The following is a 24,167-nucleotide window of genomic DNA, read 5'->3' on the forward strand; positions in this document are numbered from 1 at the left end:
TTCTTCCTATTTAAACTCCACTTTTACAATTTTTCCAAACTTTAGTCCATTGCCTACAAGTTCGACTTTATAACTTGTTATATACTGAGTATCAGGAATATTCCAGATTTTATAAATTTTAAAATTACTTTTTTTACCGTTTATGTAAACATGTTTGTTTTTAATCGATCCGATATCTTCTATAGGAACATAAACTGTAAGTTTCTGTTTTGAAACATCGTCCACTTCCGCTACCAAAACGCCTGGTGCCACGTAGTCGTTTTTATTAACGTAAATTTTATACACATAACCGTTTGCTTTTATATTCTTTTTGTTGATAATGTCTTTTATTTTATCGATATTTGCGGATGTGTTGTCTAATTGAGATTTTAAATTTAAAAGCTGGTTTAAGGCATTCATATAATCGTAAAACTTTAAATCTTTTTCCATTTGAGATTTTGTTTTTAAATTTTTATATTTTTCATAAACGTTTTTTTTTCTTTTTACTATCTGCTGCTGGTTTTCAATTTCTTTTTTTAATATTTCATACTGGAGTTTCAGATTGTTCAAATCTATTTTATTTTGCCTGTCGTCTATTTTTACAATTATTTTATCTGTTATATTTTTAGCTTCAAGTGTTTTTTCCGATTTCACTACAGTGCCGGAAACCGCCGCTTTTATCTTATATATTTCAAAAGGCTGTACTTTAGCTTCATACGCCATACAGACTGCGGCTATACTCAAAAACATAAACGTTTTTTTCATTGTTTTCCTTTTTCTTAAATTGCTTCCGCCATTTTTTCGTATTCTTCGCTTTCTCCTTTTATGAAAGCCTGAACAATAGGATTTTTAGAATTTTTAAATTCCTCAACGGTGCCGTATTCAATAATCTCGCCGTTATAAAGCATTGCAACGTAATCTGCGCTTTTAAACGTTTCTTTTAAATCATGAGATATCACGACACTGGTCATATTATAATTTTTTGTAAGAGTTTCTATCATTCTTGTAATCTTATCGCTGATAATAGGGTCCAATCCGCTTGTAGGCTCGTCATAAAGAACATATTTAGGTTTTAGAATAATAGCTCTTGCCGTAGCGGCTCTTTTTCTCATTCCGCCGCTTAATTCATGGGGAAACAGACCTGCAACTCTTTGCGCTTCCAAACCGACCATTTCAAGAGTGTCGTATACCCTTTGTTTTATTTCCTCTTTAGAAAGTTTAGTATGTTCAACAAGCGGAAACGCGACGTTGTCAAAAATACTCATACTGTCAAAAAGCGCACCTTCCTGGAATGTAAACCCTACTTTTTTCCTGATTTCATAAAGTGTTTTAATATCAGCTTTTCCGACATCAACTCCGTCTACCAGAACTTCTCCGGCAGTCGGCTTTAAAAGTCCTACGATATGTTTAATTATCGTAGATTTACCCTGTCCAGACATTCCCAAAATATAAGTCGTTTTATTGTCTTCTATTTTTAAATTGACGTCTTTTAATACAGTTTTTGTTCCGAATACTTTTTTCAGATGCTTTATTTCTATCATTGAAAACCTTAAAAGTTTTTTAAACATTTTATCAAAAATATGGTATAATATATATATAAATATAACAAAGGAGGCAGTCATGAAAATCAATGAATTTAACACTGCCTATTTAAACAACAACACATCTAAAATAGACAGCGACATCCAAAAAATAGCCGACCCTTCAAAAGTAATGAAAAACGTTAATGCATTTATACAGGATGTTTATGAAAACAATATTAATACTTCATTACAGGAGATCAACAATTTCAATAACGCAATAGGATTCGTGCAAACAGCCGACGGAGCGTTAAATAGTATAAGCGACGATTTAAATCAGATTAAAACACTGCAGGTACAGGCGAATAACGCAACGCTCAACAGCGATAATCTGTCAGCTGTAAATTCTCAGATAAACAAACTTTCTGAAAATATAAACAACACGCTTACCCAAACTGTTTATAACGATAAAAACGTTTTCGGAAAATTTGATTTTAACGGCACTATGATTGATACGTCTATGCCTGAATTTGATATTAACAATATAAATGATTTCGAAGATTCTTTAAATAATGCGAGAAATTCCATAGGTTCATTTACAAATGAAGCGCAGTCCAAAATAAATAACTTGTCCGAATATGTGCTAAACACTTCAAAAGCCAAAAGCCAGAATGAAACGGATCTGGCAAAAACAGTTACCGATTTAAAAAACAACGACCTTAAACTAAACGCACAGCTTTTAGCTCAGGCACACAGTATAAATGCCAATACTCAAAGCTTAATGAACCTTTTAAACGGAGGCTAAAAATGACAGTAAGCAGCTATTATCCTATAAGCTATTTACCTACATATCCGTATAACACCGAACCTATTACATTTAACAGCGACTATATTAACAATTTAATATCACTAGGAGTTACGGATTATTTTTCACCTACACAGTTTGTTACAAACCCTCTGTTTGCAAATGTAGACAGTTTCAATCAAAACGTAGGTATCTTACAAACAGCCACTTCTTCACTCGAAAAAGTATTGACACTTATTGATGATTTAAAAAACATCAATGACCCTACACAGGATATTATTAACCAGTTTGAAACTGAAATAAACGATATTTTAAAAAACACTACTTACGATAATTTAAACGTATTTGACCAAACATTAAATATTGACGGTCAAAATGTCAATCTGAGCGTTCCTTTATATAATCCTGATACATATACTATAGAAGAATATGAAAAAGTCATCAGCGATAAATATAATTCATTCTATTCAACACTTCAAAATTTAACATTCACACTTCCTACCCAGACAACATTCAACCCTTACAGTATTTATTACCCTACTTCGACGTATCAGGCGTTTGATTATTCTACAATCAACCCGGAAACCCTAGAGTTACTGTTGCTATAACAATCACTTATTTTTAATATTTTTGTAACAAAAATGTAATTTTTTCGGTATAATTTATGTTGAAATATCAACAAAGGAGAGAAAATGAAAAAGCTATTTGCTTTTCTAGTGATTCTAGGAATGTTTTTAACGTCGGCAAGTGCTGATTTGCTTAAAGACGTTCAAAGTCGCGGTGTATTAAAGGCAGGTGTGAAATATGACTTCCCGCCGTTCGGTTTTGTTAACGCTAAAGGTCAGGTTGTAGGATTCGACATTGACCTGGTTAAGTATATTGCAAAAAAATTAGGTGTTAAACCTGAATTTACCCAGGTTACTTCTAAAACAAGAATTCCGATGGTACAAAGCGGTACTATCGATATAGCTGCAGCTAGTATGACTCACAAAGTTAAAAGAGATTTACCAATCGATTTTACAATCAGCTACTATTTTGACGGTCAGTCAATTTTGGCAAGAAAAGACTGCAAAGCTAAAAGCTACAAAGATTTCGCAGGTAAAAGAGTCGGTGTAATTCAAGGTGCAACAAGCGGTGACAACTTCAAAAAAGTATGTCCTAAAGTTAAACTTGTATATTTCCAAGAATACCCTCAAGCTATTATGGCTTTAAAAAGAGGTAAAATCGACGCAGTTTCAACTGACTACACTTGGTGTGCGACTCAGGCAAAAAGATCTCACGGTCAATTCAAGGTTATCGGTAAACCGTTTACATTCGAACCTTACGGAATGGGTGTAAGAGAAAACGAATCTAACTTCAGAGACGCAGTAAACTTCGCTATTCAAGACGCAGTTAGAGACGGTACTTACCAAAGACTTTACAAAAAATGGTTTGGTACTGAGCCTAACAGACTTCCGGAAGTTTGGCCTAAATAATTTAAAATCCCCTCTTTTGGGGAAAAAATCAAAAAGGTAATTAAATGGGTTATGAATTTGATTGGGGTGTATTAATTGAATATAAAGGCCTGCTTATCCAAGGTCTTATTACTACTATTAAACTTTCTGTATTAGGTATATTTTTTAGCTTTTTAATCGGTTCTATCGTAGGAATCGGAAGAGCGTCAAAAAATTTCTGGCTTTCATTATTTTCTAGTTATTATGTTGAAAGTTTTAGAAACATACCGCTTATTGTTCAAATGTTTTTTATCTATTTTACATTTACACTGTCTCAAATTTTTCCTTTTTTAAACAGTTGGGGCAAATTTCTGCATATTCAGGATGTGGATGCGTTTTTTTCAGCGCTTCTTGCTCTTATTTTATATACAGGAGCGTATATTGGTGAAGTTGTAAAAGCAGGTATAAACTCTATTCCTAAAGGACAGTTTGAAGCTGCCCAGTCACTCGGAATGAACAGATTCCAGGTTATGTGGTATATAATATACCCTCAGGCCATAAGAATTATTATTCCGCCTCTTACAAGCCAGTTTTTAAATCTTATTAAAAACTCGTCATTAGCTATGACAATCGGGGTTGCGGAACTTACATTTGCAACGCAGCAGATAGATGCGGAAACATTCAGAGGATTTGAAGCGGCAACAGCAGTTACAATACTCTACATTATCTTAACACTGTCAACCTCATTCGTTATGAATTTAGTTGAGATTAAGTTCTCAAAAGGTGTTAAAAATGCTTAAAAACATTGAAAACTATTTTAAAAAACACAAAGTCCAGTTTTGGATATTCAACATAATTGTAATTGCAACGCTGCTTAAAATATTCCAGATGATTGCATATCCAGAAACACATTTTGAAGAAATATTTACAAAAGACAATATGAGATTTCTTTTCTTTGGTAAACCCGGAGAAATAGGAGGGCTTGCTCTTACTTTCATATTAGCGATTACTTCTATTTTTCTAAGTTTTATAATCGGATCTATTTTCGGTATCGCAAGATGGAGTAAAATCAAAATAATTAAAATTCCTGCAATTTTATATATTGAACTTTTACGTGCGACACCTTTACTTATGGTAATATTCTGGGTGTTTTTTGCCATACCTGTATTTTCTATGGCATTTTTCCATACTCAGGCTCACGTATCGCCAACTGTAGCGGCGATTATAGCCTTTACACTATTTACCAGCGCTTATGTAGCGGAAATAGTAAGAGCCGGTATAAATTCTATTCCTAAAGGACAGTTTGAAGCTGCCAAATCTTTAGGATTTAATTCAACACAGACATTTATACATATAATACTGCCACAGGCATACAGAAAAATGATACCTGCGTTCGTATCGCAGTTCGTGGCTCTGTTTAAAGACACATCTTTAGCATACACCATCGGTGTTATCGAATTTTTCAGAGCAGCGACAATTATAAACAACAGATTATATTTAAGTTTTGAAATATTCAGTTTTGTCGCACTTGTTTATTTCAGTATAGCATTCAGTATGAGTAAATTTTCTCATATGTTAGAAAAAAAAGTAGAAAAACAGCTTAACGCATAGGAGATTTGATGGAACAAATTATACAAATGAAAGACATTGAAAAATATTACGGTAACTTTCATGCTTTAAAAGGTGTAAACTTTAATGTTGACAAAGGTGAAGTCGTTGTAGTCTGCGGACCTAGCGGAAGCGGTAAATCTACACTTATCCGCTGTATCAACAGACTTGAAGATATTGACAGCGGGAAAATAATCGTTGACAATCAAGACCTTTATGACAAAAAAACTAATATTAACAAGCTTCGTCAGGAAGTCGGAATGGTTTTCCAGCATTTCAACCTGTTTCCTCATTTAACAATATTAGAAAACATAACTATTGCACCTATTAAAGTAAAAAAAATGCCAAAAAAAGAAGCTGAAGAGCTTGCAATGCAACTGCTTGAAAGAGTTAAAATACCTCATCAGGCAAATAAATATCCAAGCGAGCTCAGCGGTGGACAGAAACAGAGGGTTGCAATTGCCAGAACTCTTGCAATGAAACCTAAAATTATTCTTTTCGACGAACCGACAAGCGCACTTGATCCGGAAATGATCGGAGAAGTACTTGACGTTATGAAAGAACTCGCAAAGGAAAATTATACAATCGTATGCGTTACGCACGAAATGGGATTTGCAAGAGAAGTCAGTGACAGAATCGTGTTTATGGATGCAGGTGAAATAGTAGAAGAAAACACACCTGAAGAGTTCTTTAACAATCCTAAAACCGACAGAGCAAAAAAATTCCTAAGTGAGATATTGCATCACTAATACAGTAAAAAAAGGTAAAATATCATTACCTTTTTTCAATCTTTAAACTAAAAAAAAAGGAGTAAAAAATGAAAAAACTATTAATCGCAATATTAGCGTTAGCATCAATGCTTTTCGCGGCTGATTTTAACGTATGGAAAAATTCGACGCTTCACTCAATCGTACAAAAAGGTGAACTTAGAGTATGTCTAGAACCTGGGTACGTTCCGTTTGAGATGAGAGACAAACACGGAAGAATAATCGGTTTTGACGTGGATATTTCTAAAAAAATGGCAAAAGACATGGGTGTAAAACTTAAACTTGTTCCTACTGCATGGGACGGTATCATTCCTGCACTTATGACAGGAAAATGCGATATCATTATTTCAGGTATGACTATTACTCAAAAAAGAAACCTAAAAGTTACATTTACTAACCCTTATTTCCTAGTAGGTCAAACACTACTTGTTAACAAAAAACACAAAGGTGTAAAAAGCTATAAAGACTTAGACAAAAAAGGTATGGTAATTACTACTAAATTAGGAACTACCGGAGAAATAGCTGCAAGAAGACTTTTCAAACATGCCACAATTAAAACATTCGACAGTGAAAGTGCTGCGGTTCAGGAAGTTCTAAACAACAGAGCTGATGCATTCATTTATGACAAACCTTATAATGAACTGTTTATGGCTGGCAAAGGAAAAGGTAAACTTATTTTCTTAAGACAAGATTTAACTTATGAACCGTTAGGATTTGCTATCAATCACGGAGATCCTGATTTTCTTAACTGGCTAAACAACTTCTTAAGACAAATTAAACATGACGGTACTTATCAAAAATTCTACAACAGATGGTTTAGAAGTACTGACTGGTTGAAAAGAGTGCAATGAAAAAGTCTATTATAAAAGATAGAAAATTCGGGCAGCTTATTGCCCTTCTTTTTTATGTGCTGCTGGGTTGGTTTTTATATCAGGCTGCAAGTAAAATAAACTATACGTGGAAATGGGATATGATCCCAAAATACTTCGTATATGAAAAGAAAATACCTCTTACCTCACCTTGTGATGGAACTCTAAAAATTACAAAAAATCAGGCTAAAGTAATATGCGATGAAAATCATGTGGTAAAAACATATAATATCGCAGGATATAAGCTTGAATTTAAAAACGGGGAATACGTTTATCAGGGTGACGAATTTGCTTACAAACAAAAACTGGAACCCGGACCGTTTATTTTAGGTATATGGGTTACAATTAAAATATCCATTATTTCTATGATTATAGCTTTTATCATAGGTTTAATCATATCGATAATGAGACTAAGCGGTATTCCGGCTCTTGATTATATCGGAAGCGTATATGTAACCGTAATAAGAGGAACTCCTCTGCTCGTGCAGCTGTTTATTTTTTATTTTATAGTTGCGACGATATTTAATCTGCCTAGATTCTGGGCAGGGGTAATGAGTTTATCTATCTTTTACGGCGCATATATCGCCGAAATATTAAGAGGCGCCATTCAGTCTATAGACAAAGGACAGCATGAGGCTGCAAAATCTTTAGGATTTACCTCTATTCAGAGAATGCAGCTTATAATACTTCCTCAGGCACTTAGAAAGGCGCTTCCTGCATTAGTTGGTGAACTGATATCATTAATCAAAGACAGTTCATTGGTATCTATTATTTCTATTACCGACCTTACGAAAGTAGGACGCGAAATAGTTGCTAATACATTCTCGCCATTCGAAACATGGCTGACTGTCGCGGCATTATATTTAATGCTTACTTCCATTCTTAGTTTCATAGGACACAGACTTGAGAAAAAAATGAAAGCAAAAGGCGGTATTTGATAAACTTCGCCGACTTTTTGCTCCTTATTGTTGCAATCTTCTGGGGTGTAACATTTAAACTGGTACAAAACGCCATTGCGGATATGCCGGTTTTTATTTTTCTTTTCTGGAGATTTTTCTTGTCGTTTTTACTTATGTTTATACTTTTTTACAAAAAAATCTCTTTTGATAAAGAAAGTTTAAAAGCCGCATTTTTACTGGGCGTTTTTAATTTTTTGGTTTTTTCTTTTCAGACTTTCGGGCTTCTTTATGCACCCTCATCTGTAGTTGCGTTTATAACTGGCTTATATGTAATACTTACACCTATAGTTGCTTTTTTTATATTTAAAAAAAGAATTTCTCCATATGCCATAATAGGGGTTATTTTGGCTTTTTTAGGAATATACCTACTTACCGGCGCTAATATTGGAAGTTTCGGAAAAGGCGAACTGTATACATTTATAGCTACGGTATTTGTCGCTCTGCACATTAACTATACAGATATATTCAGTAAAAAATACAATCTTTACACGCTCGTAACATTTCAGTTTCTGGCAGTGGCTTTGCTTAGTCTGATATTTATACCTTTTGAAAAAGGTAGCGTAACTTTCAGCAAAGACGTAATTATTGCGTTAACGGTAACGGTACTGTTTGCAACAGTATTTGCTTACTTTATACAGACATACGCACAAAAATTCACCACTTCAACGAAAACAGCTATCATATTCGCAATGGAGCCTGTAAGTGCCGCTATTTTTGCATACTTTTACGGAGAAACACTTTCTTTAATACAGATCACGGGAGCAGTTTTGGTTATATTGGCAATGCTGATAGCGGAGCTGGGAGATTTATTCTTTAGAAAATTCTTTTAATTTATCTATATTTTTTATTAAAAACTTCTTTTGACCCAACTTTTCAAGTATTCCTTCATTAATCATTTCATTAATAAAAGTAGAAAATCTCTGTCTGCTCATTCCTAAAAATGAAGCTGTTTCTTCCATTGTGCAATGCACGTCCAATAAAATACCCTCTTCTTTTTTTATACCGATACTAAATGCTAAATCCAAAAGAAATTCGCTTATTCTTTCTTTGGAACTTTTAAAAGCTAGGGATTTTAATATATCTCTTTCTATTTCAATATTTTGATTTAAATTGTTAAGCAATACGTTACAAAAATCCGTATTTCCAAACAGCTCAATAAAATGATGAGATTCAAGAAAATAAAATTCACTGTCTTTTTTGGCATACACCATAATATCATTATTGCAAAAACAAAAATTATTTTTATGCAAAAAATATAAAATAAGCTCTTTATTGTTTTCTATAAGTGATATTTTAAGCTCACCCTCTTTTAAAACAAGAATTCTGGGAGTTTCAGGGTAACAGACTTCCCCTTTTTTTAAATATCTTCTTGGAATATTGGAAAAAACATCTTCACTGAACAGTTTTTCCAACTCTTTAGAAGCGATTAATACTCTGCAATTTTCCATTTTGTCACATCTTTTACATTTTTTTTATTCATAGTGAATTATAATTCATTATGAATTATAACAAAAAACAAGGAGGAAAACATGAAATTCAGATATTTAGCATTAAGTTTGGCAATTGCCGGAAGTTTTGCATACGCCCACACTTTCAAACTTGCAAACACAATCAAAGGTATGGGACCAAAAGTTGCAGAGCTTAACAAAATGTGCAGATCTTACGAAAAATATGTTAATTTCATTACACCTGATCAGTTAAAAGACTGGATGAAAAAAGACAAAGATTTCACTATAGTTGACGTTAGAAGCGTAGATGAAATGAAAGCGGGAGAGATTGACTGGCCTGATTATGACGAATATCCTTTAGGACAGGTTCCTGTATATGCCGCAATGGGTGCGTTTAAACCTAATCACGTATATGTGTTTTTATGTGCGACAGGACACAGAGCGGTAATTGCAGGAGGACAGCTTGTAAAATGGTTCGGTATACCTAAAAAAAATGTATACGTACTTAGAGGAGGAATAAACGGATGGCTTAACACAGGTTACAGTGTGGTTAACAAAGTTACTGAATTTGGAGGATTTAAAGGATTAAAAGCTGTAGAACATCCAAAAGAGCCTATTATATTAGACCAGTTCTAATTAAATTACAAATTCCACATTCCCCAGGCCGTCTGGCCTGCACTTATCCCTCCGTCATTTATAGGTATGTTTTTATTAAAATATACCTTTTTATTTTTAATGTTTTTTAATACCTGCGTTAACAGGGTTTTATTTTGAAACACTCCTCCTCCGACAATAATATCCAAATCATACATATCTGAAATTTTAACTATACTTTGTACCAGAGAATTTATAAACACTGATGAGACCAGTTCAAAACTGCCCTTGTTTTTAGCCGCGAAGTTTAATATCTCAATAAAATCAATTTCTTTGTTTATTTCAAAATTAACAGTTTCTTTTATTTCCGGATTATAGTTTTTTTCTATTAAAAGCCCGCTCATACCTTCCCATTCGTTTCTTTCTATCATTCCGGCAAGGAAAGCCACCATATCAAAAATTCTTCCCATAGAAGAAGTTAAAGGGAAATTGCCTTTTGAAAGATTTTTTGCAATTTTATAATTTTTATATGTTTTGGCTAAATCGTCGTTTAATAAAGCCACAGCCATGTTGGCCGGATTTTTTACAGCCTTTTCCCCGCCTATCAATTTAAAAGGTTTAAAATAATGAATTCTCTCATAACTATGCCTGTTACAAATAAATACTTCACCGCCCCAAATGCTTCCGTCATCACCGTATCCTGTCCCGTCAAATATAAAAGCGAGATAATCTCCCTCTAAATCATATTCAAACATTGTCGCAAGCGCATGAGCATAATGGTGCTGCAGCTGATAAATTTCTTTATTTTGATTAAGAGCCCATTTTGTAGATTCGTAATAAGGATGTTTATCACATATTATCACATCTTCTTTAAAATCGTAAAGTCTTCTGAATGTATCAATGGTCCTTTCAAAATATTCTATACTGCCAAGCGTACCCAAATCTCCTATATGAGGAGAAAGTATAAATTTTTCTTTAAAAGCAAGGGAAATTGTATTTTTTTGATTTGCCCCTACTCCCAGTATATTTAACTTTTCATTTTTCATTTTACATTTTACATTTTTCATCAGCGGAGCATATCCTCTCGCACATCTCATTGTGATATACTCTCCGTCGCCTACCGCCTGGACAACACTGTCGTCACAGGCATTTATAATATCCCTGTTGTTATCCAGGATATAATCGACTACTGTTCCGAGTTTATCTATTAATTCATCACTGTCTCTTATTATAGGTTCATCCGATATATTAGCGCTTGTAGCCACAATAGGAAAATCGATATATTCAAACAGAAGATAATGTAGAGGCGTATATGGAAGAAAAACGCCGTATCTGTCTATTCCGTCAGCTATACCGTTTAATTCAACCTGTTTTTTAACCAAAGTAATAGGTTTTTCTTTAGAAGTTATTAAATTCACGTCATTATACGTAAGTTTGCAGTATTTTTTAATAGTTTCAATATTTTTAAACATCATGGCAAACGGTTTGCTTGGTCTTTGTTTTCTGCGCCTTAATTCTTTTACTGCATTCTCATTTGTGGCATCACATACAAGATGAAACCCGCCCAGACCTTTTATTGCTACAATTTTTCCTTCTTTAATTCTTTCTGCAATAAATTCAATTTCTGTATTTCTTAATTTTACATCTTTAATTATCAAATCTTCCCACTGGCCATTGTGCATTTTATATTTTACACTTAATGTCGGTCCGCAGTCATAACAGCAGGTAGGCTCGGCGTGATAACGTCTGTCAAGAGGATTTGTGTATTCTTTATAACACTCTTCACACATTTTAAATTTAGCCATTGAAGTGTTTTTCCTGTCATACGGTATATCTTTAATAATCGTATATCTCGGTCCGCAGTTTGTACAGTTAATAAAAGGAAACAGATATCTTCTGTTGTTTTTATCAAACATCTCTTTGAGACACTCTTCACAAACAGCTATATCCGGAGAAATTGAAGTGGTTTTTGTAGTTTCTTTTGATTCTATTATTTGAAAATCGGTATAATTTTTGGCTCTTAAAACTGTCTCTTCTATAGTGTCGATTCTTGCTAAAGGAGGCAGATTGTTTTTTAGCTCATTTATAAAACGCTCTTTATTTTCACCCTCAATTTCAATTATTACACCGTCGGAAGAGTTTAAAACATATCCGCAAAGATTAAGTTTCTTGGCGATTTTATAAACGGTAGGCCTAAATCCTACACCCTGCACTATACCGTTTATTTTATATTTAATTCTCACGGCTGCGCCTTTTTTAAAATTATAACAACAATTAAAAAGGAGGAAAAAGGAAAAAGGAGAAAAAATGAAAAAAGCAACTTGCTTTCTCTGAAATTATACATCTTTAAAGTTAAAATGGCATTAACTCTTTGCATTTATTACAGCACTGCCGTATGCTTCTATTGGACCGCTGATAGGCAATGCTCTCGGAGTAAAAGTAGGATAGTTTTTTTTGATACTTGTATAAATTTTATTTAAAAATTCTCCTTCAAACAGATCTCCCACAATTACGGCTCCGTCAAGCGGAGATTCTTTATTAACCTGTTCGTAAGTATTGCTTAAAAATTCAGCAAAACTCTCAACTACCCCGAAGCTTAAAAGATAATTGTCGACCCCGGCCAGTTTAAAACTCATAGCGGTTCTGATCGCCCATAGAGGATCAAGATTTTTATCTTTCATTTTATAATCTATTCTAGGACCTTTTTTAGCCATGGCAAAGTTGGCGTATTCCAATAATTTTTTATAAGCATCATCAATATTGTCGGCAAAACCTAAAACAATTCCGATTAGTCCCCACAAATATGCTATTCCCTGTGAATCAGTATTTAAATCAGCCTTTAAAGCGTTTTTAAACAGTTCAGGCTCTTTATTTGAAAAGTTTTCAATAAGTTTCTCTCCTGTTTCGTTCATAACTTTTATTGCCGCAAACACATCTTCAAATTTTTCGAATTTAAAATTAAAATCAACATATTCAACCAGTCCGAACTTAGGAGAGTTAATCATTATTTTATTTTCGTCTTTTTTGTAAAATGCAAATCCCATCGTTACTTTATCTTCAAGATTCCATTGGTTTAATACGCCAAAATAACCTGCAAACGGTATTTTGATTTTGATTTCTTCAGTATTTTCAGCTTTTTTTATTACAGTTTTATCTTCTTTTGAAACGGCAATATAATTAGAGTATGAGCCTTCTATGTCTTTCCCCAGATATTTCTCATATTTCGGAAGAAGCCCTCTTTCACCGCTTTCAATAAGAATATCATGATTTCTCGTATCGGTAACAACCGCAACCGGAATTTCGTCATTATTGTCTATTTCAAATGAAAAATCATCATTTTTATCCGTTTTTTTAAGTCCCAACAGTTTTATATCGTTTTTTATCTCTTCACATAAAAGCTCCAATACCATACAGTCAGGCAGTTTTACAAAATAAGCCGGAACAGACAATCCGAATTCTTTTTTAAAACTTAAATTCGTTTTAAGTCTTACCAGCGGTTTTTCTATACTTGCCAATGCTTTGGCGTCACCGTCAAAACTCATAAAATATGTTGCGACAGCGGCCAAATCAACAGCAACAACCTGTTCTGCATCTTCTAAATCAGTAGTAACTTCATACCTGCCGTTCATTGTCTGAATATAAATTCTGCCTTCTTTTTTTAGTTTATCAGCCAAGTTTTCAAATTTTTCTTTCCATTTTTCATTTTCAATTTTTAACTTTTCATTTACATGATATCCGCACACTTCACAATGATGAAAAGGATTATAATAGTTTTCATTTTCCGGATCTTTTACTTCTTTTAAACATCTAGGGCAAGGAGCAACGTTAATCTCAGGGAAATCTAATTTAAGATCATTTTGAAACTCTTCAACAACTTCTGCATTTAATGACTTTAAAAATATACTCAAAGGCATTTCAGTTGATATTTTTCTGGAAAAATTATCTATATCGTTTTCGTTTCCTTCGATAAAAGCATATAAATTCTTAATATCTCTGCTTAAACCTAGTTTTATATTTAATTCTTTTGCCGCTCTTAACAAAATTTTTTCTATTATTCCGTTATTGCTGTCGAGCTGGAAAATAAATTTTAATACCATATTTCATTCCTTTATTAATTATGTATTTCTAAACCTTTTAATGACTCTTCCGGAACCCCTCTTCTATATGATTCTTTTGCTATCTGGGTTAAAGTAACATTTTCATTTTTAACTTTAGGCTCCACTCCCAGCTTTTTAAGTTCAGTAATTAAAATCTTTTCCATAAGTTTTGCCGCTTTTTGTACTTCAGGCGTAATAGAAAAAGTCGTATCTTCGCCTATTACAAAAGGAACAACACCTATTATTTTCGTCTCAGGCAAATCCCCCATCATTTCTATCATTTGAAGCGTCTGCAGCATTTCAACCTCATGAGCGCTCCCCTGCCAGCTGACACATTCCGGAACTTCCCTGAAATCAAAGAAATAAACATCTCCTATATTTGCTTCATCAACATCGACACAGTCAAATACAAACACTTTGTCGTATTCTGTAATAATAGGAATCAACCTTTGAGCAAGAGTTCCTCCGTCAATTATATCTACCTGATGCGGTCCTTTAAATTCATACTTTTCATCAATAAAATTCGCCAAATGAACACCTATACCTTCATCTCCAAACAGTATATTACCTATACCAAGTACTAATATTTTCATAACAACCTTTCATATTAAAGTGAAAATGTAAGTGAGAAGTGAAGAATTAAAAAACATTTTTAACTTTTCACTTTTCACTGTATTTCCCCAAAGGGGAAAGAAAAATTAATGGTCTTCTTTTTCCCATTTCATTCCTGAGAAAATCGCATCCATACCGCCGTTTTTACCGAAAGCTGCATTATAAACAGCCATATAGATATGGATGAACACTACTACGATAATAGCCCACATAAAAATGTGATGCCAGATTCTGACATATGCAAGACCGCCAAAGAATGTTTCAACAGATTTAGCGAACGGATATAATGCCGCACCTAAACCGTTATGATAAACTTCGGCATAAAGAGCAAGTCCAGTAATCATAATTCCGTAAAAGAACACATACAGCATTGTATATGCCCAGAACTGTAACGGATTGTAAACACCTTTAGTATGAGGGTGTTTAGCTACTAATAAATAATATCCGATTTGCTGGAGAGCCACTTTAATATTAAACGCATCTTTTAGTGAAGCTCTTTCGTATTTTCCTTCTCTGAAAAAGAAGAAGAAAAATGTTTTGTAAAGAACTGCACCTATCATTGCAAATCCAAAAATAATATGCCATTCTCTGATATAAGCCTGAATAAATCTAGTTGGTTCAGGTGAGACGTTGGCATATGTAATAAAAGGATTAGCAATGTACAATCCTGTTGCTATAAGAGCAAAAATTGAAATTGCTCTTATCCAGTGTTGCCATCTATATCCGGCAGAAAATTCTATTCCGCCGAGATATTCTCCCATAGGTTTTAAAAATTTCATTGTTAACTCCTTAACATGCGCCGTATAGCGGATCTACTTTAAACTCACCTAATTTTTTACCTTTAACGTCCATTACGTGAACCGCACAAGCAATACATGGGTCATATGAATGGATACTTCTAATAACTTCTAGAGGTCTAGCCGGATCTGCTAAAGTCATACCGATAAGGTTAGCTTCATAAGCACCTTTTTTACCTCTACCGTCTTCTGGACCTGCATTCCAAGTTGAAGGAACTACAGCCTGCCAGTTTTCGATTTTTCCGTTTTTAATTCTACACCAGTGAGATAACATACCTCTTGGAACGTCACCGATGTATCTACCTTTATATTCTTTAGTTTCATCAATAACATAAGGAGCTACTGTTGAATCGTCTTTTTTAAGGTTTTCTACAAGGTTGTTAAATGCTTCTAGACCGTAATCTGCAATTGTTTTAGTTTGAAGCATTCTAGCTGCTGTTCTTCCAAGTACAGTAAACAACGCTTCTGCAGGAAGACCTGTCTGAGCTAAGAACTCATTAACAACTTTCTGTACTTTTTTGTTTCCGGCAGCATAGTTAACTACCATACATGCTAGAGGTCCAACTTCCATTGGTTCTTCGTTATATCTTGGTGATTTAATCCAAGAATATTTACCTTTTTCGTTAACTACTTTAGTTTTAACAAGGTTTCCTTGTCCGTCAACACTTTCACCTTCAACATAACCTGTATATTCAGGCTCAGTTGTTTCATCGTATGGATGAGTAGGATTATCAAGGTTTTTATACCATGAGTGTGTCGCTTCTTCAGTAATTTTGCTTTCATCGATTTGATAGAATTTACCTAAATCGAAATCTTTAATATAACCGCATGCATCGAATAACCATGAATTTGGTCCAGTCTGCATTGTTTTGTATGTTAGGTAATTTCCTAAATTATTTTTCTGAACTACGCTTGGCTCATTTCCGTAAGCAGCGGCAGCCATTACGATATCAGCATAATAAGCTCTGTTTACGTAATCAGCAAGTTCTTTAAATTTAGTTAGATATTCACCAAGTCTTGCTGGGTCTTTAAGGTCCATAATACAAGTAACACCACCAACAGTAAGACTTTGCGGATGTGGGTTTTTACCACCGAAAATAGCCATCATTTGAGCTGCAATTCTTTGCATTTCAAGTGTTTTTAAGTAATGGCTAAGAGCAATTAGGTTTTGCTCAGGTGTAAATCTCATTGTTTTATGTCCCCAGTATCCGTTTTTGAACGGACCTAAGTCACCTTTCTCAGCAAATTTAGAAACTCTTTTTTGTACTTCTCTTAAATGATCTTCACCTGTTGCGATAGGCTCATAACCTTTAGGAACATATTTGAATGCTTCTTCGCTGGCTTTTTTAGGATCAGCTTTAAGTGCGCTGATAATATCAACCCAGTCAAGTGCATGTAATTGATAAAAATGAACGATATGATCATGGAAGAATAGTGCAAAATCCATTAATGTTCTAGTTAATAATGCATTTAGAGGAGGTTTAATTCCTAATGCGTCTTCAACAGCTGTAATACCAGCTTTGTAGTGAGAATATGTACATACCCCACAGATTCTTTGTGTCATAAATCCTGCGTCTCTAGGATCTCTACCTTTTAGAATAACTTCGATACCTCTCCAAAGTGTCGCACTTGAGAAAGCGTTTGTAATTTTATTATTTTCATCAATAACTACTTCAACTCTCAAGTGACCTTCAATTCTAGTTATCGGGTCAATTACTACTCTTTTTGCCATTTATTACTCCTTAGGATTTTTAATTGCGCTAAGTGCCGCATGTGCTGCAATTGCTACACCAGCTACTGTTAAAATTGTTACGCCGTATTTATCTGCTGTTGCGTCAGCTAAAGGCGAATCATATTTTTTATTTGCAAGAGGTTCTTCGTATGGAGCCATAGAATCCCAGAAATCTGGTTCACTACAACCTATACAACCGTGTCCTGCCTGTACAGGCCAAGATGTATGCTGGTTAAATCTTTCTCTTGAACAGTTGTTAAACGTATAAGGACCTTTACATCCTACTTTATATAAACAGAATCCGTCTTGTGCGCCTTTGTCTCCAAATTCTTGAACAAACTCACCTGCATCGAAATGCCCTCTTCTTTCACATAAGTCGTGAATTCTAAGTCCGTATGCGAATTTAGGTCTGTTGAAGTTGTCAACTGCAGGTAACTGTCCGAATAAAATTACATATAAAATTGTACCTACGATATTTTTAGCACTTGGAGGACATCCAGGCACGTTAATAACAGGCTTGTTAATTACCTGATATACACCTTTTGCACCAGTTGGGTTTGGAGCTGCCGCTTGGATACCACCAAAGCTTGAACATGTACCAACTGAAATAACAGCTGCAGCGTCATTTGCCGCTTTTCTAACTAATTCAAGACCTGTCTCAGCGAATGGTCCGATTGTTAAAAATTCACCGTCCATATTTGTAGGAACACCACCTTCTACACATAAGATGTATCTTCCTTTAAATTTAGACATACCTTCTTTTAAGTTTTCTTCAGCTTGCCATCCGGCTGCTGCCATAATAGTTTCATGATATTGAAGATTGATATAGTTAAATATCAAATTATCAATTGTAGGAGCATCAGTTCTGATTAAACTTTCACTACATCCAGTACATTCTGCTAGGTTTAGCCAGATTACCGGAAGTCTGTCACTTACTTCTGCCGCTTCGGCAATTAATGGAGTAAATGATGTAGGAAGGCTTAACATTGCAGCCATTGCTGCAGACCATTTTAGAAAATCCCTTCTTGTAAATCCGCTCTCTTCAAGCATTTTAGAAACGCTTTTTTCTCCGATTCCCGGAAGTTTTTTGAGAGCTTCTAATCTCTCTTTTACTCTTTGTAAAGTTGCTTCATTCATTTTGTCCCTCCGAAATAAATTTGCTCAATGTTTATTATACATAAATAAACATTCATTTTTCAATAGATATTAAAAAAATTTATATCAATGGGACATACAAACGGCACAAATGTCAAAACATCTGAATATTGAATCAACATATTCGCTGTTTTCATTCATTAACGCCGCCTGTGCGGCTGCAAGATTTTCTTTAGAAGAAGATGCAAGATTAAACTGCGTAGGAACTATAATATTATAGTTTTCGATTTTTTCATTTTTTATTGATATTTCATGGATTAAGCTTCCTCTTGGAGCTTCAACCGCAATTTTTGCAGTTCCGTTTTTTATTTCCGGTTTGATAAAAGACGGCTCGCATAAATCTATTTTATCAACCTTTTCCATAATATATTCTAAAAGAATTAACGGTTCATATACCCTTGCGGCCATTCTTGTATAGATGGAATCACCTAACTGTTCATAAATTTTTTTTATATTTTCATTTCCGTTCACAATGGCTCTTGCCAGCGGACCCACTTCATAAAATTCACTCTTATATAAAGCGTTTTTGCTTAAAGATCTGTTTTTTTCTTCCGTAACAAACTCATAATCCCCGTTACTTTTAAAAACTGCCGATTCACCTAAAACCAAAAATCTGTTTAAACTTTTACCTATATTTTTAGGGAGGTTTTCAAAAAAAAGCTCCAAATCTTTAGAATAAACTTCTTCATTCATTATTTCATTTTTATACTCATCAAGGATTTCTTTAATTAAATCTTTAAGTCTCATAATTTCCATATAAGTCGGATCGCATGTGACTCCCCCAGGAATCATATAAGAATTATGAGGAAACTGTCCGGCAAGCATTGCAATTGCTTTAGATATCTTAGAGGAAAATTTTACAGCTTTGAAAATATAGCTTTTATCTTTTACCTGAGTCGGAAATATAGTAATATAAAACCATTTGATATGATTTTCGACAATTTCCAAAAGAGTTGTTATTTCTCTAAAAATCTGGGCTTTTTGAGAAATTTTCGCTTTAAAGACTTTTTCAATAGCCTTTACTGTAGCATATAAATGAGAATGGCCGCAAATACCGCATACTCTGGGATTGATTACAAGAGCGTCCATAAAATGCCTGTTTTTCAAATAGTCTTCAATACCATGATACTGCCAAAATTCTATTTCTACAAACTCTACTTCTTTATCGCCGTGGATTTTTAAAGTAGCTTCTCCTTCTATTTTATTTATAATCTTTTTATTAATTTTCATTTTTATCCCCGCATTTATAATTAATGAGTTTGCAGCTGAGTCTTTCGTTATTCAAACTTTTTGCAATTCCGCTTAACGTCAGATACGCCCTTTTGCTGACGCCTAAAGGAATATTTGCCGGAATTCCCATAAAGGTATCTGTTTTAAACAGCTCGTCTTTAGGGAAATTGGCTTCAGTACATCCAAAACAAGGAGTCCCGGCTCTCGGTTTGGAACTCACCTCATTCCACAGCACCTTATTACAGCTGCTATGCGTAAACGGACCCTGACAGCCTTGAAAATAAAACAGACACCCTTCTTTGGTACCAAATTCCTCAGCATCAATTTTCCATTCGAAATATTCGTTTCTGGTACATCCCATATGTGATGTATAAGCAAAAATATCTTTAGGCCTGTTTAATTCATCCAGTTCTATTTTTTTGCCTTCGCTTACCATGTCCATTACAAACGCTATCCAGTCCGGATGAGGAGGACAGCCCGGAAGATTTATAATTTTATCCCTGCATTTATGATAATGGCCCCTGTTTTCCCTGTTAAACATCAGCCCTTCGCCGTATATACCTCCGTAAACCGCACAAGTGCCTAAAGCCAAAACTTTTTTTGCTTTAAAAAAGAGCTTTGAAATCAATTCATTTAATGAAAATCCAAGCCTAGGATAATTTAACTTCAAAGCTCCTTCGACAATAAGCAGATCGCAAGACTGTATTTCAAATTCTTCGGACAGAAATATAGGATGATATTTAAAATCGATTTTATCAAAAAGAGAAGAAATCTCTTTGTAATTAAGAAACGAATGAGTACAGCCGTAACATGTTACCGCATCAATCCATATAACTTTAAGCTTTGAGCGCATTGTATATATTCTCGCTTACAGGTTCTACATATTCCAACAGAGGTTTAGAAAGAATACCTTCTTTATTTAAAAACGCCAGTCCTCCCACATATCCCATAAAAAGACCGAACGCCGCAAAAAAATCCTGGTTTTTAAGTTCTTTTTTTCTTACACCTTCTTCAAAAAATATCATAATTTCCGTTACAAAAGCAGATACGCAGAGCATTCCCTCACATCCGTTTGCAAATATTTCTTTATTGGACAGGTATACTCTCATAAAGTAATCAACTAATTCCGGCTCGTTTAACGCCATATTAAAATAAAGCTCGACAATATGTCTTATTTTTTCTTTGCTGCTTATATCCATTTCGTTTATTTTTCTGATTTCATCTCCGAATTTTTTAGAAGTATAAATCAGCAGTTCCTTGGCTAAAGACTCTTTAGAAGGAAAATAATTATACATATTTCCAACACTCATTCCCATTTCTTTCGCTATATCAGCGATTGTAGTGTTGTAAAAACCTTGCTTGGCAAAAAGATTAAGAGCAGTTTTCATTATCAGTTCTTTTTTTTCTTCTTTACTCACTTTTACGCCTTTTTTTCTATTATTATAATATAATTTCATAAATAAGTCGTTTTTAGATAACTTTTTATTATAAAAAAGGTTACTAATATTACATTTTCAGATAAATATTTAAAGGATTGCTATGCATGAATATTCAATCGTAGACTCTTTGCTCCAATTAGCGGAAGAAAATGCAAAAAAACACAATGCGAAATTCGTAACTAAATTAGAAATAAAAATAGGCATATTAAGCGGAGTGGAACCTGATTTATTGAAAACAGCTTTTGAAACGTTTAAAGAAGGCACAATGTGTGAAAACGCCGAATTTGTTATGCACATTCAGCCAGTTGTAGTTGAATGTAAAGAATGCGGAGAAAAAAGCGAATTGAAAAAAGACGAATATCTCTGTCCTAAATGCAATTCTCCCCAGATTAAAATAATAGACGGCGAAGACATGTATCTTATGAGTATGGAACTCGAAATGGATGAAGACTCCTAGTAAATTCTAGGAGCTATCTTAATTTCGAAAAGATTTCTTTTTATATATAAATTACCCGTGGAAGAATCAAATTCCACTTCTTCGGGTAAAAATTCGTTTATATCCTCAATATTGTTAATTGATATTTTTCTTTCAAAAAATTTTTCAACGACTACGTTTGTGCTGTAAAGTTTAGTATCGTTTCCAAAATGATATTCAACCATTGCGTCAAATTCGCAAAAATTATCATAATCCCTGATTTTGGAATGCCAATTCTCAAGGAAAAACTCTAGAGCCTCCAAACCTCTCATTTTCCCCTCCTTTAAAATATTAATTAACAGAAATCTGCTAAAAGTCCGGCTTTTAACTGCTGATAAATTTCTTCACCCGCAAATTTTCTGACAATTTCAAGTCCGAAACATATTGCAGTCCCAGGTCCTTTAGAAGTAAGTACATTTTTATCCTCTACAACTTTAGCGTCACTTACATAACCTTCTTTTCTAATATTGCCTTCCCATCCCGGATATGCGGTATAGTTATCTTTTAACACTCCTGCTTTTTCCAATGCATAAGGAGCTGCGCATATGGCACCGACATATTTGCCTTTTTTATCCATTTCTTTAAGAAGATTTTGTGTGGCTTCATCTTCTGCAAGATTAATGGCCCCCGGAAGCCCCCCAGGCAATACAACAAGGTCCAATTCATCCGCATTTACGAGTTCAATCTTAGTGTCCGGAATAACCCTTACATTGTGAGCGCCGTAAATAACGTCACCGCCCACTCCGGCAACTATTACATTTAATCCGCCTCTTCTCATTACGTCTATTAAACTCATCGCTTCAATTTCTTCAAATCCGTTTGCCAAAGGAACACATACGTTAACAGCCATTGCCTACTCCTTTTTTAAAATATTATATCAAATTTTAAGACTTAAATTTATTCGTTTCGTCTTTTAACGTATTCAAAATATTTTTTAGAGTATTTGAAACGTTTTTTAAATTTTCCCCAACTTCCCTGCTTCTTTTCGCCTGCACATACAAATCTTCGGACGATTTAAGAAGCATATCGATATTCTCAGTTGTTTTCGCGCTCTGTTCGGCTGCGTTTTCAACATTTTCTATAGTTTTATCGAGATTGTTTTTTGTAAGATTAGTTTCTTCTGTAAGCATTGTGGCAATTTCAAGAATCTCATTTGCTTCACTTGCATTATGCTGGATTTCCTGTTCTATTTCTTCTATACCGCTTACAATTTCATTAACAACAGAATCTATTTCTCCTAAACTTTTCTGAGTTTTTTCTGCAAGTTTTCTAACCTCATCCGCAACAACGGCAAAACCTCTTCCATGCTCTCCCGCTCTTGCAGCTTCTATTGCAGCATTCAGAGCAAGCAAATTAGTCTGATCGGCTATTTCTTTAATGATATTTAATATATCTTTTATTTGAGAGCTCTGCTGAACCAGCTGAGTGGCTTTATTTGAAAGTTCCTGCTCCTGTGATGTTTCCTCTTCTATTTTAGATATAACTTTTTGCAGTGACTTTAACGTTTTGTCCAAAGTTTCCTGTGTTTTGGAAATATCGTTCACGACTGCATAAATAGTGTCATTGGTAACTTTAATACTGTCGTTTATCACATTGGTGTTTATTTTATTTTTTTCAATAAGTTTTGACTGCTCTTCTATAGTATCCTCAATTATTTTTACCGCGTTTTCGATATCTTTGGAAGTTGAATTCGAAACACTGATTGTATTTTTAAGATTATTTACAATAAGCTGGATTTTTTCAATAAACTCATTAAGGTTGTCAGCAATATCTTTAGTTTCATCGCTGGTTGCTACTTTAACTCTTTTAGTTAAATCACCTTCTCCTTTAGCAAGATCCGCTGTTATGTCTTTCAATACTATCAGACTGGTTCTGAGTTTTCCTACAACATAAATATAATAAACAAATATCACCATTCCGACTAAAGATAAAAACAAGAATATCAGTTTAAGTTTATTTATTATGGCTTCTATTTTAGCCTGTTCCCCTTTTAAATTCACTTTTATGCCCAAATACCCGGAAGGCTGATTAACATGCCAGTGTGTATGGCATTTTATACAAAAATTTTCAACCGGTATTTTATAATAAGCGGTCATTAAATTTTTATGTTTAACCATTGCTATGTCATTTTTAAAATGAAGACCTTTAGGAAGCATGACATGACATCTCGCACAACTGTTTTTACCGTATTTATCAACACATTTTTTTGACACTTTGGAATTTATCAGATCTTTATAAAACCAGTCGTCCCTTAACCATAATCCTTTTGTTTTTTTATACAAAGGAACGTTAAGATTGATTAATTTCCCGTTTTGTTTTAAAAAAGGAAGCCCAACAGACACCTGATTGTTTTTATACTTTAAAAACCCGTCGCATGAATACGCGTAAACGTCTTCCACTCCGTCAATTGTTTTTACGGCATTAACAACTTCCTGAAATGTTTTTCTCTGTCCTTTTTCTATAGAGTCTTTTGAAAATTTTATATATGAAGACAAAACGCTTTTTGTATATTCCGCTCCTTTTTTCTGCACAAGCTCTTTTCCGAATTTTTCCAAATAAATAATTGAACCTATAATGGATACACTGAGCAGAATAATAGGAATAATTATTAATTTAAAAAAAAGCGCGGACTTAAAAAAATCTTTCAT

The 24,167-nt window shown here is 34.0% G+C and carries 26 protein-coding genes; 11 read left to right on the forward strand and 15 right to left on the reverse strand.

Going from position 1 to position 24,167, the window contains the following annotated elements; all coding sequences use genetic code 11:
- Nucleotides 1-6: 6 nt before the first annotated feature.
- Together ACZ5EP_RS04525 and ACZ5EP_RS04530 are read right to left on the reverse strand one after the other, a co-directional pair.
- Entirely contained in the window at nucleotides 7-744 is a 738-nt protein-coding gene (locus ACZ5EP_RS04525; protein ID WP_464508132.1) for an efflux RND transporter periplasmic adaptor subunit, read from the reverse strand.
- 14 nt (nucleotides 745-758) lie between these two features.
- Nucleotides 759-1,520, reverse strand: a complete 762-nt coding sequence (locus tag ACZ5EP_RS04530) for an ABC transporter ATP-binding protein (RefSeq protein WP_464508133.1) — start codon at nucleotides 1,518-1,520, stop codon at nucleotides 759-761.
- Between the two features lie 79 nt (nucleotides 1,521-1,599).
- Between ACZ5EP_RS04530 and ACZ5EP_RS04535 the strand changes: the two genes are divergently transcribed.
- The 9 genes from ACZ5EP_RS04535 to ACZ5EP_RS04575 all read left to right on the forward strand — a co-directional run bounded on the left by ACZ5EP_RS04535 (nucleotide 1,600) and on the right by ACZ5EP_RS04575 (nucleotide 8,770).
- Nucleotides 1,600-2,304, forward strand: a complete 705-nt coding sequence (locus tag ACZ5EP_RS04535; protein ID WP_464508134.1) for a flagellin — start codon at nucleotides 1,600-1,602, stop codon at nucleotides 2,302-2,304.
- 2 nt (nucleotides 2,305-2,306) lie between these two features.
- Entirely contained in the window at nucleotides 2,307-2,912 is a 606-nt protein-coding gene (locus tag ACZ5EP_RS04540; RefSeq protein ID WP_464508135.1) for a hypothetical protein, read from the forward strand.
- Nucleotides 2,913-2,996: 84 nt separating this feature from the next.
- Entirely contained in the window at nucleotides 2,997-3,779 is a 783-nt protein-coding gene (locus tag ACZ5EP_RS04545; protein ID WP_127679741.1) for a transporter substrate-binding domain-containing protein, read from the forward strand.
- 44 nt (nucleotides 3,780-3,823) lie between these two features.
- On the forward strand, nucleotides 3,824-4,537 hold the full coding sequence (locus tag ACZ5EP_RS04550; RefSeq protein ID WP_464508136.1) for an amino acid ABC transporter permease: 714 nt from the start codon (nucleotides 3,824-3,826) through the stop codon (nucleotides 4,535-4,537).
- A complete protein-coding gene (locus ACZ5EP_RS04555; RefSeq protein ID WP_127679739.1) occupies nucleotides 4,530-5,348 on the forward strand; it encodes an amino acid ABC transporter permease in 819 nt (272 codons plus the stop codon). Before ACZ5EP_RS04550 ends, ACZ5EP_RS04555 begins: the two co-directional genes overlap by 8 nt.
- 8 nt (nucleotides 5,349-5,356) lie before the next feature.
- Nucleotides 5,357-6,094 (forward strand): amino acid ABC transporter ATP-binding protein, encoded by a 738-nt coding sequence (locus tag ACZ5EP_RS04560; protein WP_464508137.1) that lies wholly within the window; start codon nucleotides 5,357-5,359, stop codon nucleotides 6,092-6,094.
- Between the two features lie 68 nt (nucleotides 6,095-6,162).
- A complete protein-coding gene (locus tag ACZ5EP_RS04565) occupies nucleotides 6,163-6,963 on the forward strand; it encodes a transporter substrate-binding domain-containing protein (RefSeq protein ID WP_127679735.1) in 801 nt (266 codons plus the stop codon).
- Nucleotides 6,960-7,919: an amino acid ABC transporter permease gene (locus tag ACZ5EP_RS04570; RefSeq protein WP_464508138.1), complete on the forward strand. Its 960-nt coding sequence runs from the start codon at nucleotides 6,960-6,962 to the stop codon at nucleotides 7,917-7,919. The genes ACZ5EP_RS04565 and ACZ5EP_RS04570 overlap by 4 nt, the downstream gene beginning before the upstream one ends.
- Nucleotides 7,916-8,770 carry a DMT family transporter gene (locus ACZ5EP_RS04575; protein WP_464508139.1) on the forward strand — a complete coding sequence of 285 codons (855 nt, stop codon included), beginning with the start codon at nucleotides 7,916-7,918 and terminating at the stop codon, nucleotides 8,768-8,770. The genes ACZ5EP_RS04570 and ACZ5EP_RS04575 overlap by 4 nt, the downstream gene beginning before the upstream one ends.
- Here ACZ5EP_RS04575 and ACZ5EP_RS04580 read toward each other — a convergent pair.
- Nucleotides 8,747-9,388, reverse strand: a complete 642-nt coding sequence (locus ACZ5EP_RS04580) for a Crp/Fnr family transcriptional regulator (RefSeq protein ID WP_464508140.1) — start codon at nucleotides 9,386-9,388, stop codon at nucleotides 8,747-8,749. The two genes, ACZ5EP_RS04575 and ACZ5EP_RS04580, sit on opposite strands and share 24 nt — an antisense overlap.
- Before the next feature lie 81 nt (nucleotides 9,389-9,469).
- On the opposite strand from ACZ5EP_RS04580, the gene ACZ5EP_RS04585 reads away from it, so the two are divergent.
- Nucleotides 9,470-10,024 (forward strand): rhodanese-like domain-containing protein, encoded by a 555-nt coding sequence (locus tag ACZ5EP_RS04585; RefSeq protein WP_464508141.1) that lies wholly within the window; start codon nucleotides 9,470-9,472, stop codon nucleotides 10,022-10,024.
- A 5-nt stretch (nucleotides 10,025-10,029) separates the two neighbouring features.
- Here the strand turns inward: ACZ5EP_RS04585 and hypF are convergent, their stop codons facing one another.
- The 9 genes from hypF to ACZ5EP_RS04630 all read right to left on the reverse strand — a co-directional run bounded on the left by hypF (nucleotide 10,030) and on the right by ACZ5EP_RS04630 (nucleotide 21,062).
- Nucleotides 10,030-12,225 (reverse strand): carbamoyltransferase HypF, encoded by a 2,196-nt coding sequence (gene hypF / locus ACZ5EP_RS04590; protein WP_464508142.1) that lies wholly within the window; start codon nucleotides 12,223-12,225, stop codon nucleotides 10,030-10,032.
- Nucleotides 12,226-12,345: 120 nt separating this feature from the next.
- Nucleotides 12,346-14,079, reverse strand: coding sequence for a hypothetical protein (locus tag ACZ5EP_RS04595; RefSeq protein ID WP_464508143.1), 1,734 nt, complete (start codon nucleotides 14,077-14,079; stop codon nucleotides 12,346-12,348).
- 14 nt (nucleotides 14,080-14,093) lie between these two features.
- Nucleotides 14,094-14,672: a HyaD/HybD family hydrogenase maturation endopeptidase gene (locus tag ACZ5EP_RS04600; protein ID WP_464508144.1), complete on the reverse strand. Its 579-nt coding sequence runs from the start codon at nucleotides 14,670-14,672 to the stop codon at nucleotides 14,094-14,096.
- Nucleotides 14,673-14,777: 105 nt separating this feature from the next.
- Entirely contained in the window at nucleotides 14,778-15,470 is a 693-nt protein-coding gene (cybH, locus tag ACZ5EP_RS04605) for a Ni/Fe-hydrogenase, b-type cytochrome subunit (RefSeq protein WP_464508145.1), read from the reverse strand.
- Between the two features lie 10 nt (nucleotides 15,471-15,480).
- Entirely contained in the window at nucleotides 15,481-17,220 is a 1,740-nt protein-coding gene (locus tag ACZ5EP_RS04610) for a nickel-dependent hydrogenase large subunit (protein WP_127679717.1), read from the reverse strand.
- Nucleotides 17,221-17,223: 3 nt separating this feature from the next.
- Nucleotides 17,224-18,357 (reverse strand): hydrogenase small subunit, encoded by a 1,134-nt coding sequence (locus tag ACZ5EP_RS04615; RefSeq protein ID WP_464508146.1) that lies wholly within the window; start codon nucleotides 18,355-18,357, stop codon nucleotides 17,224-17,226.
- 84 nt (nucleotides 18,358-18,441) lie between these two features.
- On the reverse strand, nucleotides 18,442-19,605 hold the full coding sequence (locus ACZ5EP_RS04620; RefSeq protein ID WP_464508147.1) for a nickel-dependent hydrogenase large subunit: 1,164 nt from the start codon (nucleotides 19,603-19,605) through the stop codon (nucleotides 18,442-18,444).
- Nucleotides 19,595-20,458 carry an NADH-quinone oxidoreductase subunit B family protein gene (locus tag ACZ5EP_RS04625; protein ID WP_464508148.1) on the reverse strand — a complete coding sequence of 288 codons (864 nt, stop codon included), beginning with the start codon at nucleotides 20,456-20,458 and terminating at the stop codon, nucleotides 19,595-19,597. The genes ACZ5EP_RS04620 and ACZ5EP_RS04625 overlap by 11 nt, the downstream gene beginning before the upstream one ends.
- The gene (locus ACZ5EP_RS04630; protein ID WP_464508149.1) at nucleotides 20,442-21,062 is read right to left on the reverse strand and encodes a TetR/AcrR family transcriptional regulator; all 621 of its coding nucleotides are present in this window, start codon (nucleotides 21,060-21,062) and stop codon (nucleotides 20,442-20,444) included. Before ACZ5EP_RS04630 ends, ACZ5EP_RS04625 begins: the two co-directional genes overlap by 17 nt.
- Before the next feature lie 82 nt (nucleotides 21,063-21,144).
- Here ACZ5EP_RS04630 and hypA point away from each other — a divergent pair, with 82 nt between their 5' ends.
- Nucleotides 21,145-21,501, forward strand: a complete 357-nt coding sequence (gene hypA / locus ACZ5EP_RS04635; RefSeq protein ID WP_127679707.1) for a hydrogenase/urease nickel incorporation protein HypA — start codon at nucleotides 21,145-21,147, stop codon at nucleotides 21,499-21,501.
- Here the strand turns inward: hypA and ACZ5EP_RS04640 are convergent.
- The 3 genes from ACZ5EP_RS04640 to ACZ5EP_RS04650 are packed head-to-tail and all read right to left on the reverse strand — an operon-like array spanning nucleotide 21,498 to nucleotide 24,167.
- Nucleotides 21,498-21,791: a hypothetical protein gene (locus tag ACZ5EP_RS04640; protein WP_464508150.1), complete on the reverse strand. Its 294-nt coding sequence runs from the start codon at nucleotides 21,789-21,791 to the stop codon at nucleotides 21,498-21,500. The genes hypA and ACZ5EP_RS04640 overlap by 4 nt on opposite strands.
- Before the next feature lie 23 nt (nucleotides 21,792-21,814).
- Nucleotides 21,815-22,369, reverse strand: coding sequence for a DJ-1 family glyoxalase III (locus ACZ5EP_RS04645; RefSeq protein ID WP_127679703.1), 555 nt, complete (start codon nucleotides 22,367-22,369; stop codon nucleotides 21,815-21,817).
- Nucleotides 22,370-22,403: 34 nt separating this feature from the next.
- Nucleotides 22,404-24,167, reverse strand: coding sequence for a methyl-accepting chemotaxis protein (locus ACZ5EP_RS04650; protein ID WP_464508151.1), 1,764 nt, complete (start codon nucleotides 24,165-24,167; stop codon nucleotides 22,404-22,406).

It is taken from the genome of Nautilia abyssi (genome assembly GCF_055388085.1).